A 16,383-nucleotide genomic window follows, 5' to 3' on the forward strand; every position below is an offset into this window, starting at 1 on the left:
CTTTCACTGTCTTACTTTCCACTGGTGGCGTCAGCCGCCGGGGCTGAAGAGATCAATTCCTGGAGTGCTGTGTACAGGGTTTCCTTGTCCGCCGCGCGGCGGGTCCGGAATCCGGTGTCCAGTTCGTGGGGGCCGTGCAGCCAGGTCAGGACGAGCAGGCCGTCCTTCTCCACGAACTTGCCCGCCATCCCGCTTTCCTGCCGCACACCGGTGAGCGACGCAGCAGGGATATAGAGGGCGGGGGCGCCGGCACGGTCGAACAACACACCGCCCGGGTATACGGCCAGGGTTGCGTTGGTGCGGATGCCGAGGCTGTGGACGGCCACCCGGTCAAGCCAGTCGCCGCCGGTGGTGGTGGCAACGTACTGTCCCTCCGCCTCAGCAGACGGCTCGCCCGGTTCCGCGGGCGCCTGGGGCAGGGGCCCGACGTCGGACTGGCGCTTCAGGCGGTTGCGCCAGCCAATGCCGAGGAGGACAAAGACGATGGCGATAATCGCCAGCATCGCCAGTCCCGGAAGGATTTTCTCCATCAGGCGGCGCCTGCCTCGACTGCGGCGTGCGGGTAGGGCGTGTTCAGCTTGCCGTCCAGGACCGTGGCGTGGCCCTTGAAGAACGTGGCCACCACCTTGCCCGGGAGCTCGCGGCCCTTGAAGGGTGAGTTCCGGCCCATGGTGGCCATCTGGGACGGGTCTACGGTCCAGCGGGCGGCCGGGTCCACCAGGATCACGTTGGCGGGTTCACCGGCTTCCAGCGGACGGCCCTGGTCTTCCAGCCTGCCGATCCGCGCAGCCGCCGAGGACGTGACCCGGGCGAAATCGGCCCACGTCATCAGGCCGGTTTCGATCATGGTGTGCTGGACCACTGACAGCGCGGTTTCCAGGCCGGTCATGCCCATGGCCGCCTGCGCCCATTCGCATTCCTTGTGCTCGCTGGGGTGTGGCGCATGGTCGGTTCCCACAACGTCGATGGTGCCGTCTGCCAGCCCGGCGCGCAATGCCTGGACATCGGCGTCGGTGCGCAGCGGCGGGTTGACCTTGAATACGGGGTCGTAGCTGCGGACCAGGTCGTCGGTGAGGAGCAGGTGGTGCGGAGTGACCTCGGCGGTGACGTTGATGCCGCGTTCCTTGGCCCAGCGGATGATTTCCACCGAACCGGCGGTGGACACGTGGCAGACGTGCAGCCGGGAGCCGACGTGCTGGGCGAGCAGGACGTCGCGGGCGATGATGCTTTCCTCGGCCACGGCGGGCCAGCCGCTCAGGCCCAGGACGGCGGACACCTCGCCCTCGTTCATCTGTGCCCCTGCGGTGAGGCGCGGTTCCTGCGCGTGCTGGGCCACAACGCCGTCGAACGCCTTGACGTACTCCAGCGCCCGGCGCATCAGGACGGGGTCGTGGACGCAGATGCCGTCGTCGGAGAACATCCTGACCCGGGCACGGGAATCGGCCATGGCACCCAGTTCTGCCAGCTGCTCCCCCGCGAGGCCCACCGTGACGGCACCCACCGGGCGGACGTCAACCCAGCCTGCGGCGCGTCCCAGGGTGTAGACCTGCTCCACCACGCCGGCGGTATCGGCAACGGGAGTGCTGTTGGCCATGGCGTGGACGGCCGTGTAGCCGCCGAGCGCTGCTGCACGGGTTCCGGTCTCCACGGTTTCCGCGTCCTCCCGCCCGGGCTCGCGGAGGTGGGTGTGGACATCCACCATGCCGGGAAGCGCCACCAGGCCCGCGGCGTCGATGACCGTGACATCCCCGTCCTGTCCTTCCGGCGAGAGGCCGGTGCCGACTTCGGCGATGATGCCGTCGCGGATCAGCAGGTCTGCCGGCCCGCCGCCCAGGATGGAGGCGCCTTGGATCAAGTACGTTCCGGTGTTGCCGGCCATCAGATGCTCTCCTTGGTGGAATGGGCGGTTCCGGCAGCGGCCAGGACCGGGGGTGCGGCTGTTTCCCGGGTGTCCCCGGAGAGCAGCAGGTACAGCGCCGCCATCCGCACGGACACGCCGTTGCGGACCTGCGCGAGGACGGTGGAACGGGGTGAGTCTGCTGCGGCTGCGCTGATTTCGAGCCCCCGGTTCATGGGGCCCGGGTGCATGATGATGGTGTCCTTCATGCCCAGGCTGTCGAGGGCGCGCAGTCGGTTGTCATCGAAGCCCCAGCGGCGTGAGTACTCACGGGTGCTGGGGAAGAAGGAAGCGTTCATGCGTTCGCCCTGGACACGGAGCATCATGACTGCGTCGACGCCCCGGGCGAGAGTTTCGTCGAGGTCGTAGCTGACGGCGCAGGGCCACTTCTCGACGCCGATGGGCAGCAGCGTAGGGGGCGCCACCAGGGTGACTTCCGCACCCAGCGTGCGCAGGAGCCAGACGTTGGAACGGGCCACGCGGGAGTGCAGGACATCGCCGGCGATCGCCACGCGCATTCCCTTCAGGTCGGCGCCTTCGGAAGGGGTACCTGACAGCTTCGCCCAGTGCCGCCGCATGGTGAAGGCGTCCAGAAGTGCCTGGGTGGGGTGTTCGTGGGTGCCGTCACCGGCGTTGATGACTCCGGCGTCGATCCAGTCCGTCGCGGCGAGCCGGTGCGGTGCACCGGAGGCCCAGTGGCGGATGACGACGGCGTCCGCCCCCATCGCGGACAGCGTCTGGGCGGTGTCCTTGAGCGATTCACCCTTGGAGACCGATGATCCTTTGGCCGCGAAGTTGATGACGTCAGCGGACAACCGCTTGGCCGCCGCTTCGAAGGAAATCCTGGTGCGGGTGGAGTCTTCGAAGAAGAGGTTCACCACCGTGCGGCCGCGCAGGGCGGGAAGCTTCTTCACTTCGCGGTCGCCTACTGCCGACATCTCCTCGGCGGTGTCGAGGATGCGGATGGCGTTGTGCAGGCTGAGGTCCTGGGTGGAGAGCAGGTGTTTCACAGTCCGCCCTCAATCACGACTTCATTGACGGGCGCTCCGCCGGCGGGGGTATCGGTCTCTTCGAGCCGTACCCGGACCTTTTCCACCGAGGACGTAGGCAGGTTCTTGCCGACGTGGTCGGCGCGGATGGGCAACTCGCGGTGGCCGCGGTCGATCAGGACGGCGAGGCGGACAATGCGCGGGCGGCCGAGGTCCACGAGGGCGTCCAGTGCTGCCCGGATGGTCCGTCCGGAGTACAGGACGTCGTCAATCAGGACCACGACTTTGTTGTCGATGCCGGTACGGGGCAGTTTGGTGGGGTGGGGTGGCCGGGTTCCCTGGTGCGACAGGTCATCCCGGAACATGGTGACGTCCAGTTGGCCCACTATGGCGGCGGCGTCAACGGTGTTGTCTGCGGCGGCGATCTTCTCGGCCAGCCGGACTGCCAGCGGATAACCGCGGCGGGGAATGCCCAACAGGACCAGGTCCCGGGATCCCTTGTTGGCTTCGAGGATCTCGTGGGCGATACGAGTGAGGGCACGGTCTATGTCAGCCTGGCTGAGTACTACCCTGGCTGGAACCGGTGCGCTGGTGACAGATGTCAACGCTCGTCTCCCCTTTCCCCGCCTCACAGAACGGAATTAAAAAAGGATCATGTGCGTTTCAAAATTACCATAGGGCCGCCGCCCGGCGGCGCCCGATCAACGCGTTGATCGTCACATTGAAACGCGGCGTGTCCGCGGTCCTTGGAGCGGACCACGCCGCCACCTAGGCTTGCGGATATGTCGACGCATCCCCGCCAGCCGCCGCCGGGCCAGCCCTACGGCCACCACCCGGGGGTTTCCGGCCCCCTTCCCGGTCCAGCGAATCCCAGCTGGATGGGCCATGTGGCACCGCAGCACTACCTGGCTGCCCCGGACCACCGCGGCCGCCCCGTCAGCAGCGTCCTGCCTCCCCCGGACCAGGGAGCGACACGCAGGCCCGGCAGGATTAACGGCGGACTGGTTGGCCTTACGGTGGCGGGCGGAATCCTCGCGTTCCTCAGCCTGTTCCTGGTGGTGCCGTTCCTGCTCGCAAACACGGGGACAGCCGGCTTCGTAGGGGGCTTCGTCGCATCCCTGATACCGCTCTCCCTGGTACTGCTGGCTGTTGTCATCATCGACAAGTGGGAGCCGGAGCCAAAGCGGCTGCTGTTCTTCGCCTTCACCTGGGGCGCAGCGGTGTCGATTGCCGTCACTTTGCTGGTGCAGCCGCTGTTCGTGCTGACGTTCCAGTTCTCGGATGAACCTGACCTGCGGACCTACATGGCAACCGTGCAGGCTCCCATCGTCGAGGAGTTCGCGAAGTCCCTTGGCCTGCTGGTCCTCCTCCTGCTGGCCAGGAAACACTTCGACGGCCCGGTGGACGGTGTGGTTTTCGCGTTCACGATTGCCGGCGGCTTCGCCTTCACTGAAAACATCCTCTACTTTGGCCGCGCCATCGCCGAAGCGCCGGGACCGGGCGGCGATTTTGCCCAGGTGTTCTTCCTCCGCGGCGTGATGTCGCCGTTCGCCCACGCGATCTTTACCGGGACCACAGGCCTGATCATGGGTTTCGCAGCAAGGCGGTGGCACACCGGAGTGTCCATCCTGGCCTTCTTCGTGGGCCTGCTTCCGGCGATGTTCCTGCACAACCGGTGGAACAGCATGGGCAACGGCTACCTGGTGGACTACATCGTGGTGCAGGTGCCTATTTTCTGCCTTGCAGTTGCCGGGATCGTCGTCCTGAGGGTGGCGGAAAAGCGGCTGACCAGGCAGCGCCTGCTGGAGTATTCCGCCGCCGGCTGGTTTACCCCGGCGGAGGTCGAATTGCTGGGCACCATTGGCGGACGGCGGACAGTGCTGAACTGGGCAGCCGGATACGGCAAGAAGCAACAGATGAAGGATTTCCTCAGGGCAGCCACGCAGCTGGCCAACATCCGGCAGCGGATCCTCAGCGGCCGCGATGTCCAGCTCCACCAGGCTGAGGAGCGCAAGCAACTGCAGAGGGTGCTGGCGCTCCGGGCAGCAATCGTCGCCTAGCCCCGTGCCGGGTGCATAGGGTTCCCTCGCCCCGTCCAGGGTATGTTCGCATATCCGGGCCTTGTGGGTTCTGACCCGCGAACAAGGCAGGGTTCAACGGCGGCTGGCCGCCGTAACGCCGGAAGGCCGCACCCCTGAGGATGCGGCCTTCGTGGCTGTTGGGTCGATCAGGCCAGCAGCGACGGCTTCAGTTGCTGCAGGCGGCCCAGGAGGCCGTTGATGAACTGGGGCGACTCGTCCGTGGATAGGGTCTTGGCCAGGGCCACGGCCTCGCTGACGGCGACGCCATCGGGGACGTCATCGTTGTAAAGCAACTCCCAGGTGCCGATGCGCAGGATGATCCGGTCCACCGAAGGCATGCGCTCCAGGCTCCAGCCCTGCGAGTAGGTTTCCAGGAACTCGTCAATGGCCTGCTGGCGGGACACCACGCCCTCGACGATTTCCAGGGTGTAGGGGTTGACGATCTGGTCGGTCTTTTCGCGCCGTGCACGAAGGACGTCAAAGGCGGAAGCGGAGCGCTGCTCCGCTTCAAAAAGAACATCCAGTGCCCTGCTGCGGGCTTTACCGCGTGCGCTCACTACTCGGTGACCCGGCCGAGGTAGCTGCCGTCACGGGTATCCACCTTGACCTTGGTGTTGTTTTCAACGAACAGCGGAACCTGGATCTCGTAGCCGGTTTCGAGTGTGGCGGGCTTGGTGCCCGCGGAGGAACGATCGCCCTGCAGGCCGGGCTCGGTGTAGGTGATTTCCAGGACAACGCTCGGCGGCAGCTCGATGTACAGCGGGTTGCCTTCGTGGATGGCGATGTTGACCATCTGGTTCTCGAGCATGAAGTTGGTGGCGTCGCCTACAGTCGCACCGGAAACGGTGATCTGGTCGTAATCCGAGGTGTCCATGAACACGAAGTCGGCGCCGTCCTGGTACAGGTACTGGTAGTCCCGGCGGTCAACCGTGGCCGTTTCGATCTTGAGGCCGGCGTTGAACGTCTTGTCCACAACCTTGCCGGACATCACGTTGCGCATTTTCGTACGTACGAAAGCGCCACCCTTGCCGGGCTTGACGTGCTGGAACTCGATGATGTTCCAGAGCTGGCCCTCGAGCTTCAGGACCGTTCCGTTCTTAATGTCGTTCGTGGTTGCCACTGGGTTTCCTTAGGTTTCTCAGTCTGGCGCATGGTCAGACGTTCTATGCCGGGCAGTCCGCCGCATGGCGTGCCTGCACGTTTTTGTCAAAGATCCGGGGAGCTGGGAAAAAATTCAAAAACCATTCTACCGGCAATTGGACGCGGACTTCCCCGGCGGCCCGAAGCGGGGTCTCAGCAGGCCAGGTCCAGTACGTCCCGTGCGCGCTGCAACGCGACGGTGGATGAGTAGATCAGCGCCGCATCGGCGGACTGTGCCACGCGCAGGTCCAGGGCGCGGGCAAAGGATTCCACGGCAGCGGAGGTCTGCCCGGCCGTGTACTGGGTTTTGCCGAGGAACTGCAGTGCCAGCGCTTCCTTTGGGGTCCCCTGGACCTCGTGCAGCAGCTGGCGGAAGAGCTCCACGGCCCTGTCCAGCCGGTTCGAAACCCGCAGGACCTCCGCCTCGAACGCACGCAGTCGGAAGGATTCCGGGTCATTGAACCGGGCTTCGGCCAGCAGTTCTGCAGCTTCTGCCCCGTGGCCCTCTACCAGCAGCACGAAGACGTGGTCCGCAGGGTCAGTGGAAGCCGCCAGCGCTTCCCGGCACGCATCGTCGTTGACGATTTGGGGCAGCAGTGTTTCAGGGTTGATCCGGATTCCCGGGAAGCCTGCTTCAGGCCATTCGGCGGTGCCTTCCATGTCGCCCTGCATCAGGAAGCGACTTCCTGGTAGGCGGCGAACAGGAGGGACGTGTCGGGGACATCCAGGATGCCCGGTTTGGCCACACCGTCCAGCACCACGAACCGCAGCAGGTCGCCGCGGGACTTCTTGTCCCGCCGCATGCCGTCCAGCAGGCCCTGCCATCGGTCCCGCCGGTAGGTGACCGGGAGCCCAAGTCCTTCGAGGATGCTTCGGTGCCTGTCGGCGTCGGCATCGCTCAGCCGGCCCACGCTGCGGGCGAGTTCCGCGGCGAACATCATGCCGACGGAGACTGCGGCGCCGTGCCGCCACGAGTAGCGTTCCACCAGTTCGATGGCGTGGCCCAGGGTGTGGCCGTAGTTGAGGATTTCGCGCAGCCCGGATTCCTTGAGGTCTTCCGAAACCACTTTGGCTTTGACGGCGATGGCACGTTCAATGAGCTCGCGGAGGGTCTCGGACCGCGGATCGGTGACCGCAGCAAAGTCCTTCTCCACCAGTTCGAGGATGGCAGGGTCCGCGATGAAGCCGCACTTGACCACTTCGGCCATACCGGAAATGAGTTCGTTCCGGGGCAGCGTGTCCAGGGTGTCCAGGTCCGCCAGGACCGCCGCCGGAGGGTGGAAGGCGCCCACCAGGTTCTTGCCCTCGGCGGTGTTGATGCCGGTCTTGCCGCCCACGGACGCATCCACCATCCCCAGCAGGCTGGTGGGCATGTGGATGACCTTGACGCCGCGGAGCCAGGTGGCGGCCACGAAGCCCGCCAGGTCGGTGACCGCTCCCCCGCCGACAGCCACGATGGCGTCAGACCTGGTGAAGTCGTTCTGGCCCAGGACCTGCCAGCAGAAGGCAGCGACCTGGATGTGCTTGCCTTCTTCGGCGTCCGGGATTTCCGCGGTCAGCGCAGTGAAGCCCGCGGACTCAAGGTCATCGCGGACGGTGTCACCGGTGAGGCGCAGGGCCCGGGGGTGGATGACCAGCACGCGCCGCACCCGCTCCCCCAGGATTTCCGGAAGGGTTCCCAGCAGGCCCCGCCCCACCACAACGTCGTAGTTGTTGGCGGCGGATTCACCGGTGACCTTGATGACTGTTGATGAGGTGTTCACTTTTCAACTTCCTGTTTGGCAGCTACGTAGTTGTGCAGTGCTGCTTCCAGCCGGCTGCCGAGCTCGGATATCGAGCCATGGCGCACGTCCAGGGTGATGTCTGCAAGCCTCTCGTAGACCGGCTTGCGGGTGGCGAACATTTCTGTCCAGCGTCCCATGGCGTCCCCTGCCAGCAGGGGGCGTCCGGAATTGCGGGCAATGCGCGCAGCAACGGTATCCGCATCGCATTCGAGGTAGACCACTGTGCAGCGGCCAATCAGCTGCTGCGTTCCCGAGTCCAGGACGGCGCCCCCGCCGAGTGAGATTACCGTGGCTGTGCCTTCGGCCGCGTCAACGGCGGAGGCAACAGCACGGGCCTCGATCTCGCGGAAGGCGCGTTCGCCCCGGCCGGCGAAGATATCGGCGATGGAGCCGTGGCCCGCCACGATCACGGCATCCGTGTCAACGAACGGTGCACCGAGCTGTTGGGCCAGTTGCTGTCCGATGGCGGATTTGCCCACGGCCATGGGGCCGATCAGGACGATCGGCCGGTTGCCGACGGCCCCGGTGCTGCTCTGGGCCGGCACTACTGGCCGATCGAGTCCAGGGACGCCGGAATGTTGTCCAGGTAACCCTTGATGTTGCGGGCGGTCTCTGCCACCGAGTCCCCGCCGAATTTCTCGGTGACGGCTTCGGCCAGGACCAGCGCCACCATGGCTTCGGCAACGACGCCTGCGGCCGGAACGGCACAGACGTCGGAGCGCTGGTGGTGGGCCTTTGCCGGTTCTCCGGTGCTGACGTCGATCGTCTTCAGGGCGCGGGGCACCGTTGCAATCGGCTTCATCGCTGCGCGGACACGAAGGACGTCCCCAATGCTCATGCCGCCTTCGATGCCGCCCGCGCGGTTGCTGGCGCGCACGATCCGGCCGTCTTCATCCCGCACGATTTCATCGTGGGCTGCAGAGCCGCGGCGCGCAGCGGTCCTGAATCCGTCGCCCACCTCCACACCCTTGATGGCCTGGATGCCCATGAGGGCAGCAGCCAGGCGGGAATCCAGCCGACGGTCCCAGTGGACGTAGCTGCCCAGTCCGGGCGGCAGCCCGTACGCCAGGACCTCCACCACGCCACCGAGGGTTTCGCCTTCCTTGTGGGCGGCGTCAACTTCGGCAACCATGGCGTCCGAGGTTTCCCGGTCGAAGCAGCGCAGCGGATCAGCGTCCAGGGCGATGACATCTGCCGGTTCCGGCAGCGGCCGGCCGTCGGGAACGGAAACACTGGCGATGGACACCGTGTGGCTGACGAGCTCGATGCCGAGGTGCTTGAGGAACTGGGCGGCGACGGTGCCCATGGCCACCCGGGTGGCGGTCTCGCGGGCGCTGGCACGTTCCAGCACGGGGCGGGCTTCATCGAAGCCGTACTTCTGCATGCCGGTGAAATCCGCGTGGCCGGGACGCGGGCGGGTCAGGGGCGCGTTGCGGGCCTGGTCGGCCAGGAGTTCCGGATCCACCGGATCCGGCGCCATGATCTGCTCCCACTTGGGCCATTCGGTGTTTCCCACCTGGACGGCCACGGGACCGCCCTGGGTCACACCGTGCCGGACGCCGCCCAGGATGGTGACAACGTCCTGTTCGAACTTCATCCGGGCGCCGCGGCCGTATCCGAGGCGGCGGCGGGCCAGGGAGTCTGCGATGTGCCCGCTGGTGATTTCAACACCGGCGGGGACGCCTTCAATAATTCCCATCAGAGCCGGACCATGGGATTCACCGGCAGTCAACCAACGCAACATATCTTCCATCCTGCCACGTAGGGCGGTTACAAAGCCCGTCGGGGAAGGCCGACTGAGGCGCACATCACATCTATGACAGCTGCATTAACGTCATCCCCGCGGCCCGTGAAAAGGCGCACCTGTTCCACTGCCTGGTACAGCAGCATCTCCAGTCCGGGGACCACGGCACCGCCGCCCGCCCGCCACACCGAGGCGATCAGGCTGGGCCAGGGGTCGTAGGCGACATCCAGCAGGACGCCCGGCGTTTCGGTCTTCAGGGCGGCCAGCTCTCCTGCCAGCCCGTCCGCCGCCCGGGGCGGCAGGGTGGAAATCACGACGTCGGCAGCAGCCGTGGGGAGCACGGCTTCGGCCAGCGTCAGCACGTCAACCCCGACGCCGGCGCTTGCGGCCGCCGCACGGACGTCTGCGGTGCGTGCAGGGTCCCGTGCGAAGATCTGCACACGCCGGGTTCCGAGCTCCTGCAGTGCGGCCACCGCGGAAGCCGCGGTGCCGCCGCCGCCGAGGATGACCGCGGAGGGTGCGGCGTTCGCTCCCGCGTGCCGGAGGGCGTTGACGATTCCAGCCACATCGGTGTTGGAGCCGATGGCACGTGGTCCGTGCCCGTCGTCCTCGAACGAGACAGTATTGACCACGCCGAGGGTCCGGGCGATGCCGCGGACCTCGTCCACATGGCCCAGCATGGCGGTCTTCAACGGCATGGTGACCGAAAGCCCGCACCATCCAGGCTGGCGGCGGACCTGCCCCATCAGTCCCGGAAGGAGCTGCTCGGTGACGTCGATTGCCGTGTAGCTGATGTCTGCATCCAACTGCCGGTAGGCAGCCAAATGCAGGGCCGGGGACTTCGAATGGCTGATCGGGTGCCCCAGCACTGCTGCCCGCAGGGTCATGTGCAGCGGCCCACGTTCGCCCGGCACCAGGTGTTGTACTGCTCAACGTAGACATTGTGTTCGGCCAGGGTCTTGGCGAACTTGGTCTCCTTGGTGTCCAGGTTGACCGTAACCCAGAAGAGGTAGTCGTTCGTCTTGGGCCTGGCGGCCGCGTCGATGGCAGTCTTGCCCGGCGAGCCGATGGGTCCCGGAGGCAGCCCGGGGTTCGCGTACGTGTTGTACGGATTGGACTTGTCCTGGCGCTGCTCGTCCGTGAAGTTGTAGCTCTTGGTCCCGAGCCCGTACGTTACTGCCGAGTCAACCTGCAGGAAGCCGCCGGTCTGGTCGTTGGGCTTGAGCCGGTTATAGATGGCTCCCGCGACGTCGCCGTATTCGGCCTGGCCGCCTTCGGCCTGGACGATGCTGGCCACGATCACGGACTGGTACTGCTTGGCCGGATCGGTGATGCCCTGGGAGACCAGCTCGTCCACGGTCACCTTGACCAAGGCTTGCAGGATGTCCTTGGCGGACGTGCCCAGCGGGAAACGGTGCTCGCCCGGTGCAAGGTAGCCCTCGAGGTTCTTGGCGTTTGCCGGCAAGCCGAACTGCGCCGGATCGTTACTGAGCGCCTGGAGTTGCTGGATCGATACGCCGGAACCTTCAGAGATGGCCTGGAGGGACTCGTTGATCCGCAGGCCCGCGCTGAGGGCGAAGTAGATCACCTTGCCCTTGTCCTGGCCCAGGAGGACGTCGACTGCGTCCTTGTTCGTCATTTCAGACTTGAAGGTGTAGTCACCCGGGGCCAGCGTGCCGCCCGAAGCGCTGAACGCCTGCAGGAATGTGTCAGCGTTGGCCACGACGCCCTTGTTTTCGAGGTCCATGGCCACCGAACGGGTGCCTTCCCCGTTGTCCACCGTTACCTGGACCTGGCCCGAGCCGGGGCCCGGGAAGTCGCTGGCTTTGGTGCTGCCGAGGAGGGGCTTGAGGAACTGCGCGCCGACTGCCACGGCAGTAACGAAAACAGCCAGGGTGAGGAAGAGGGCAAGCAGCCTGCGGCGGCGGCGAACCTTCTTGGAGGGCCTGACCACTACCTGGGTTGCCGTTGAACCGGCGATGAGGCTGTGCGCTGCGGCATCGGCATGGTGCACGTCCTCCGGGTGGCCGGTGTGGTGGCCGGAATCTTCGGCGTGCAGGTCGTCGTGGTAGTCGGCATCGCCGTGGACCTGGCCGTAATGGGCGTTGTCGTGGTACTCGTGACCGTCCGGGTACTGGGCCGGGTCAGCGTAGTGGGGGTCTCCCGCGTACTCATGAACGTCCGTCGCCGGGTGTTCCGCGGCCGCATGCGGGTCCTGGTGGTCGTCGGCGGCGAACACTTCGCCGTGCCGGTGGTCGGGCGCGTCGGGGCCACCCACGTTGTCCGCGACGGGTTCAGGTTGCTCAGGCGCACCGTGCGCGGCCGGATCCTGACCGGCGGCACCATGGTGACCTCCGTCGTCGGACGTTCCGTTGTCCGGGGCCGCCTCCTGGATGGAAGGAGGCGCGGCAGGTGCGGCCGGCAGCGGCGCTGCGGCTGTGGGGCCGGTGGCCGGTTGCGCGGGGACGGCGGGGGGATCTGCGGGCTGCGGGGGCACGTCGGCACCGGTCTCGTAGGCCTGCTCAGGGACAGCGCCCTGGCCGCCGGTGTCGAGGCTCTTTTCCCGTGCCCGGATCTCCTTGCGCGTCAGCGGCCTCCCTCCCCCGGAGTCCAGGGGCCCTGAGGCGTCGTCAATGTTGGCAGGGCTCACTGTTGCCTTCCATTATCTGAAAATCGTGCCGTATCCGGGGTGGCGCGGACGGACTCATCCGTACCGCTGTCCCCCAGGTCCACGGACGGGGATGGCGCTGTCACGCGTGAGCCGACATCCGCTCCCCGGGCTTTCTGCATGTCGATGGCGTGCTGCAGGATGCCTGCCGCCGCGACCTGATCAACTACTTTACGGTGGTTCCTGCTGCTCATGCCAGCTTCATGCAGGTTGCGGTGCGCCGAGACGCTGCTGAGCCGCTCGTCAACCATGTTGACCGGCACGTCCAGGCCGCGGGCCGCGAGTTCGGCCGCCAGCAGGCCGGCATAGTCGGACGCCATCCTCGCAGAAGCGTGTTCCTCGCCCTTCATGGTGCGGGGCATGCCGACGATGACCTGCACAGCTCCCAGTTCCTCCGCCAGTTTCGCGATCAGGCGAACGTCGGAGTTCTTCTTGGTGTTCCGGTCCAGGGTCTTGTACGGCGTGGCCAAGATGGAGTCACGGTCGCAGATGGCCACCCCCACCCGGACCGTGCCAACGTCTACCCCCAGTTTGACGCCCTGGGGGTAGCCGCCGGCGGTTGCGGGATCGGCCATGTCAGGACTGGCGCCGTTCGACGGCATCCAGGATGGCCGCCAACGCGGCACCCACCTTGCCTGCATCGGTGCCGCCGCCCTGGGCGACATCGTCCTTGCCGCCGCCTCCGCCGCCAAGGACTCCGGCAGCCAGCCGAACCAGGGCTCCTGCCTTCACTCCGGCGTTCCGGGCAGCTTCGTTGGTGGCCACCAGGACCAGCGGCCGGTCGTTTGCCACGCCCGCAACAGCCACTGCGGCGGGTGCCGAGCCCAGCCGGTTGCGCAGGTCCAGTGCCAGGCCGCGGATGTCGTCTGCGCCGCTGACGGAACCGGCGTCGTGGGCGATGAGGCTAACGCCCGCCGCGTCCTTCGCGCTGTTGACCAGCTGGGCTGCTGAGGCTGCCAGCTGTTCCTTGCGGAGCCGGTCCAGTTCCTTCTCCGTGGCCTTGAGCTTGGCAAGCGTTGCGGAGATCCGGTCGGCCAGCTGCCCGGACGGCACCTTCAGGAGATCGGTCAGTTCAGTGACCAGCGCACGCTCAGCCGCGAGGTGCCGGAAGGCCTCCATGCCCACGAAGGCTTCCACGCGTCGGTTTCCGGACCCTACGGACTGTTCGCCCAGCAGGGAAAGGCTGCCGATCAGTGAGGTGTTGGCTACGTGCGTTCCGCCGCACAGCTCACGGGACCACGCGCCGTCGATCTCTACAACGCGGACTTCGCTGCCGTAGTTCTCGCCGAAGAGCGCCATGGCGCCCAGGGCCTTTGCCTCGGCGAGGCCCATGACCTTTGTTTCCACCGCGTAGTTGTTGCGGATGGCCAGGTTTGACACCTCTTCGATTTCCGACCGGGTGGCGGTGCTCAGGCCCTCGCCCCAGGCGAAGTCGAAGCGCAGGTAGCCCGCTTTGTTGAAGGATCCGCGCTGGGTGGCTTCCGGGCCAAGGATCTGGTGCAGGGCGGCGTGCACGATGTGGGTGCCCGTGTGCGCCTGCTCTGCGGCGTGGCGCCGTTCGCGGTCGACGGCGGCGCGCACCAGCGAGTCAGCACCGATTTCGCCTTCGCGGACAATCGCCTTGTGCACGCTGAGGCCCTTGACGGGACGCTGGACGTCCAGGACCTCGACCACGAAGCCGTCGCCGGTGATGAGGCCGGTATCGGCCGCCTGGCCGCCGGCCTCGGCGTAGAACGGCGTTTCCGAGAGTACAAGTTCGATCTCATCGCCAGTGGCTGCCTGCTGGACCGGACGGCCGCCGGTGAGCAGGCCGCGGACGCGGGATTCGCCGTCGAGCTCGGTGTACCCGGTGAAGACCGTTTCGCCCTGGGCCAGGATGTCCTGGAAGGCGCTGAGGTCGGCATGGCCGCCCTTCTTGCCCTTGGCGTCGGCCTGGGCACGCTGGCGCTGTTCCTGCATCAGGCTGCGGAAGGCGGCCTCGTCAACCTTCAGCCCGGCTTCCTCGGCCATTTCGAGCGTGAGGTCAATGGGGAAACCGTAGGTGTCGTGGAGGGCGAAGGCATCTTCGCCGGACAGCTGCTTGTTGGCGGCCTTTGATTCCTTGACTGCTTCCTCGAGCCTCGCCGTGCCGGATGCAATGGTCCGCAGGAAAGCTTTTTCTTCGGCGTACGCAATCCGGCTGATCCGGGCGAAGTCCGTTTCGACGACCGGGTAGACGCCCTTCATGGCGTCGCGCGAAGCCGGCAGCAGGTCCGGAAGGCAGGCCTGCTCTACGCCGAGGAGGCGCATGGAACGCACGGCGCGGCGGATGAGGCGGCGCAGGACGTAGCCGCGGCCCTCGTTCGAGGGGGTCACGCCGTCGGAAATCAGCATCAGGGCGGACCGGATGTGGTCACCCACAACACGCATCCGGACATCGTCCGTGTGGTGGGGGTCATCCGGGGTTTCGGCCGAGGTGTACTCCTTGCCGGAGAGTTCGGCAGCCTTGTCGATGACGGGACGGACCTGGTCGGTCTCGTACATGTTCTCGACACCCTGGAGGATCATCGCCAGGCGCTCCATGCCCAGGCCGGTGTCGATGTTCTTCTTGGGCAGTTCACCAACGATGTCGAAGTCGTCCTTGGAGCGGACGTTGTCGATCTGGTACTGCATGAAGACAAGGTTCCAGATTTCGATGTACCGGGTCTCGTCAGCGAGCGGGCCGCCTTCGATGCCGTAGGCGGGACCACGGTCATAGTAGATCTCGGAGCAGGGGCCGGCCGGGCCGGGCTGGCCGGTGTTCCAGTAGTTGTCGGCCTTGCCCATCTTCTGGATGCGCTCCGCGGGAACGCCGGTGTTCTTCAGCCACAGTTCCTTGGCTTCGTCATCTTCTTCGTAGACCGTTACCCACAGGAGTTCGGGCGGCAGGCCGTACCCGCCGTCGTCAACGCTGGTGGTGAGCAACTCCCAGGCGTACTTGATGGCGTCTTCCTTGAAGTAGTCACCAAAGGAAAAGTTGCCGCACATCTGGAAGAAGGTGCCGTGCCGGGCGGTCTTGCCCACTTCCTCGATGTCGCCGGTGCGGATGCACTTCTGGACGCTAGTGGCCCGGGTGTACGGCGCCTCTTCGCGGGCCGTGAGGTAGGGAATGAAAGGCACCATGCCGGCCACAGTGAACAGCAGCGACGGGTCGCTGGACACCAGCGATGCGGAGGGAACCGCCGTGTGGCCCTTGCTGACAAAAAAGTCCACCCAGCGCTTGGTGATCTCCTGCGATTTCATGAGCTGTTTCATACCCTTCTTGGTCCGCGCTTGACGACGCGGAAAGTTCGTTCAGGCGGCAGGGCCTGGTCGGGTTCCCTGCCGGGTTGGTGCGGGCTGACGGCCCGGGGGCGTCAGCTGCGGACCAGGTCCGCGGTTTCGACGCCGAGCGCACTCCGCAGGTCGGTTTCGCGCTCCTGCATTCCGGCGCGTACGGCGTCAGCGAAGTCGTAGACGCCGTCGGCCAGCCTGCCTACAGCCCTGTTGAGGCCTTCCGGGCCCAAAGCGGACTGGGCCTCGGTGACCTTGCGGAAGGCGATGACACCGATGGCCACGCCGATTCCCATCCAGACAAGTCGTTTCATGGTGTTCTTTCGGGGCTTAGCGGCTGCGGCGGCCGGTGGAGGGCTTCTTGCGGTTGGAGAGCGCACTGCGGACGCCGTAGCTGAACGCGGCCACCTTGATCAGCGGCGATCCAACGGTGGCGGCCACCAGGGACGACAGCGCCGAAAGGTTGGCAGAAGCATCAGAGACGTTGGACGAAATGCCGTCCACCTTCTTCAGCTGCTGGTTCGTGGTGGTCACGGTGGCCGTGACCTCATCCATCAGGGGCGTCGCGCCGTCACTCAGTGACCGGATGGACGTCCGCACCTCATCCAACACCTTGCCCAGCTTGAGGATGGGCACGGCGAGCAGCAGCACCAGGAGTGCAAACACTCCGGCAGCGACCAGGCCGGCGATATCGCCACCAGTCATAGACGTTCATCTCCTTGAAATTCTGTGGTCCGGAACCATCCTGCGCACTTCGCGAACCGCGTTGGGCAGATGTCCCCCAAGTAC

The 16,383-nt window shown here is 66.1% G+C and carries 17 protein-coding genes; 1 reads left to right on the plus strand and 16 read right to left on the minus strand.

From position 1 onward, the window contains the following. Positions 1–11: 11 nt before the first annotated feature. The 4 genes from ACHL_RS10080 to pyrR are packed head-to-tail and all read right to left on the minus strand — an operon-like array spanning position 12 to position 3,491. Entirely contained in the window at positions 12–530 is a 519-nt protein-coding gene (locus tag ACHL_RS10080; RefSeq protein WP_015937193.1) for a PH-like domain-containing protein, read from the minus strand. Next, positions 530–1,879, minus strand: coding sequence for a dihydroorotase (locus ACHL_RS10085; protein ID WP_015937194.1), 1,350 nt, complete (start codon positions 1,877–1,879; stop codon positions 530–532). The genes ACHL_RS10080 and ACHL_RS10085 overlap by 1 nt, the downstream gene beginning before the upstream one ends. Continuing rightward, positions 1,879–2,907, minus strand: a complete 1,029-nt coding sequence (locus ACHL_RS10090; RefSeq protein ID WP_015937195.1) for an aspartate carbamoyltransferase catalytic subunit — start codon at positions 2,905–2,907, stop codon at positions 1,879–1,881. Before ACHL_RS10090 ends, ACHL_RS10085 begins: the two co-directional genes overlap by 1 nt. After that, the gene (gene pyrR / locus ACHL_RS10095) at positions 2,904–3,491 is read right to left on the minus strand and encodes a bifunctional pyr operon transcriptional regulator/uracil phosphoribosyltransferase PyrR (protein ID WP_015937196.1); all 588 of its coding nucleotides are present in this window, start codon (positions 3,489–3,491) and stop codon (positions 2,904–2,906) included. The genes ACHL_RS10090 and pyrR overlap by 4 nt, the downstream gene beginning before the upstream one ends. 177 nt (positions 3,492–3,668) lie before the next feature. Here pyrR and ACHL_RS10100 point away from each other — a divergent pair, with 177 nt between their 5' ends. Then, a complete protein-coding gene (locus tag ACHL_RS10100) occupies positions 3,669–4,946 on the plus strand; it encodes a PrsW family intramembrane metalloprotease (protein ID WP_015937197.1) in 1,278 nt (425 codons plus the stop codon). Positions 4,947–5,113: 167 nt separating this feature from the next. On the opposite strand, the gene nusB is transcribed toward ACHL_RS10100, so the two are convergent. The 12 genes from nusB to ACHL_RS10160 all read right to left on the minus strand — a co-directional run bounded on the left by nusB (position 5,114) and on the right by ACHL_RS10160 (position 16,299). Continuing rightward, a complete protein-coding gene (gene nusB, locus ACHL_RS10105; RefSeq protein ID WP_015937198.1) occupies positions 5,114–5,524 on the minus strand; it encodes a transcription antitermination factor NusB in 411 nt (136 codons plus the stop codon). Continuing rightward, positions 5,524–6,087: an elongation factor P gene (efp, locus tag ACHL_RS10110; RefSeq protein ID WP_015937199.1), complete on the minus strand. Its 564-nt coding sequence runs from the start codon at positions 6,085–6,087 to the stop codon at positions 5,524–5,526. Before efp ends, nusB begins: the two co-directional genes overlap by 1 nt. A 173-nt stretch (positions 6,088–6,260) precedes the next feature. Next, complete coding sequence (locus ACHL_RS10115) at positions 6,261–6,779, minus strand: tetratricopeptide repeat protein (protein ID WP_043793951.1); 519 nt, start codon at positions 6,777–6,779, stop codon at positions 6,261–6,263. Further along, positions 6,779–7,870, minus strand: coding sequence for a 3-dehydroquinate synthase (gene aroB, locus ACHL_RS10120; RefSeq protein ID WP_015937201.1), 1,092 nt, complete (start codon positions 7,868–7,870; stop codon positions 6,779–6,781). Before aroB ends, ACHL_RS10115 begins: the two co-directional genes overlap by 1 nt. Next, positions 7,867–8,376, minus strand: coding sequence for a shikimate kinase (locus tag ACHL_RS10125; RefSeq protein ID WP_050767157.1), 510 nt, complete (start codon positions 8,374–8,376; stop codon positions 7,867–7,869). Before ACHL_RS10125 ends, aroB begins: the two co-directional genes overlap by 4 nt. A 59-nt stretch (positions 8,377–8,435) precedes the next feature. Beyond that, positions 8,436–9,635, minus strand: a complete 1,200-nt coding sequence (gene aroC, locus ACHL_RS10130) for a chorismate synthase (protein WP_015937203.1) — start codon at positions 9,633–9,635, stop codon at positions 8,436–8,438. Positions 9,636–9,661: 26 nt separating this feature from the next. Continuing rightward, on the minus strand, positions 9,662–10,522 hold the full coding sequence (locus ACHL_RS10135) for a shikimate dehydrogenase (RefSeq protein ID WP_015937204.1): 861 nt from the start codon (positions 10,520–10,522) through the stop codon (positions 9,662–9,664). Continuing rightward, positions 10,519–12,285, minus strand: coding sequence for an endolytic transglycosylase MltG (gene mltG, locus ACHL_RS10140; protein ID WP_015937205.1), 1,767 nt, complete (start codon positions 12,283–12,285; stop codon positions 10,519–10,521). Before mltG ends, ACHL_RS10135 begins: the two co-directional genes overlap by 4 nt. After that, a complete protein-coding gene (gene ruvX / locus ACHL_RS10145; RefSeq protein ID WP_043793954.1) occupies positions 12,282–12,878 on the minus strand; it encodes a Holliday junction resolvase RuvX in 597 nt (198 codons plus the stop codon). The genes mltG and ruvX overlap by 4 nt, the downstream gene beginning before the upstream one ends. Position 12,879: 1 nt before the next feature. After that, entirely contained in the window at positions 12,880–15,564 is a 2,685-nt protein-coding gene (alaS, locus tag ACHL_RS10150) for an alanine--tRNA ligase (protein WP_043794623.1), read from the minus strand. A 113-nt stretch (positions 15,565–15,677) separates the two neighbouring features. Then, on the minus strand, positions 15,678–15,908 hold the full coding sequence (locus tag ACHL_RS10155) for a DUF6167 family protein (RefSeq protein WP_015937208.1): 231 nt from the start codon (positions 15,906–15,908) through the stop codon (positions 15,678–15,680). Positions 15,909–15,924: 16 nt separating this feature from the next. Beyond that, positions 15,925–16,299: a DUF948 domain-containing protein gene (locus tag ACHL_RS10160; protein ID WP_015937209.1), complete on the minus strand. Its 375-nt coding sequence runs from the start codon at positions 16,297–16,299 to the stop codon at positions 15,925–15,927. Positions 16,300–16,383 lie beyond the last annotated feature (84 nt).

It is taken from the genome of Pseudarthrobacter chlorophenolicus A6 (assembly GCF_000022025.1).
Lineage (GTDB): Bacteria > Actinomycetota > Actinomycetes > Actinomycetales > Micrococcaceae > Arthrobacter > Arthrobacter chlorophenolicus.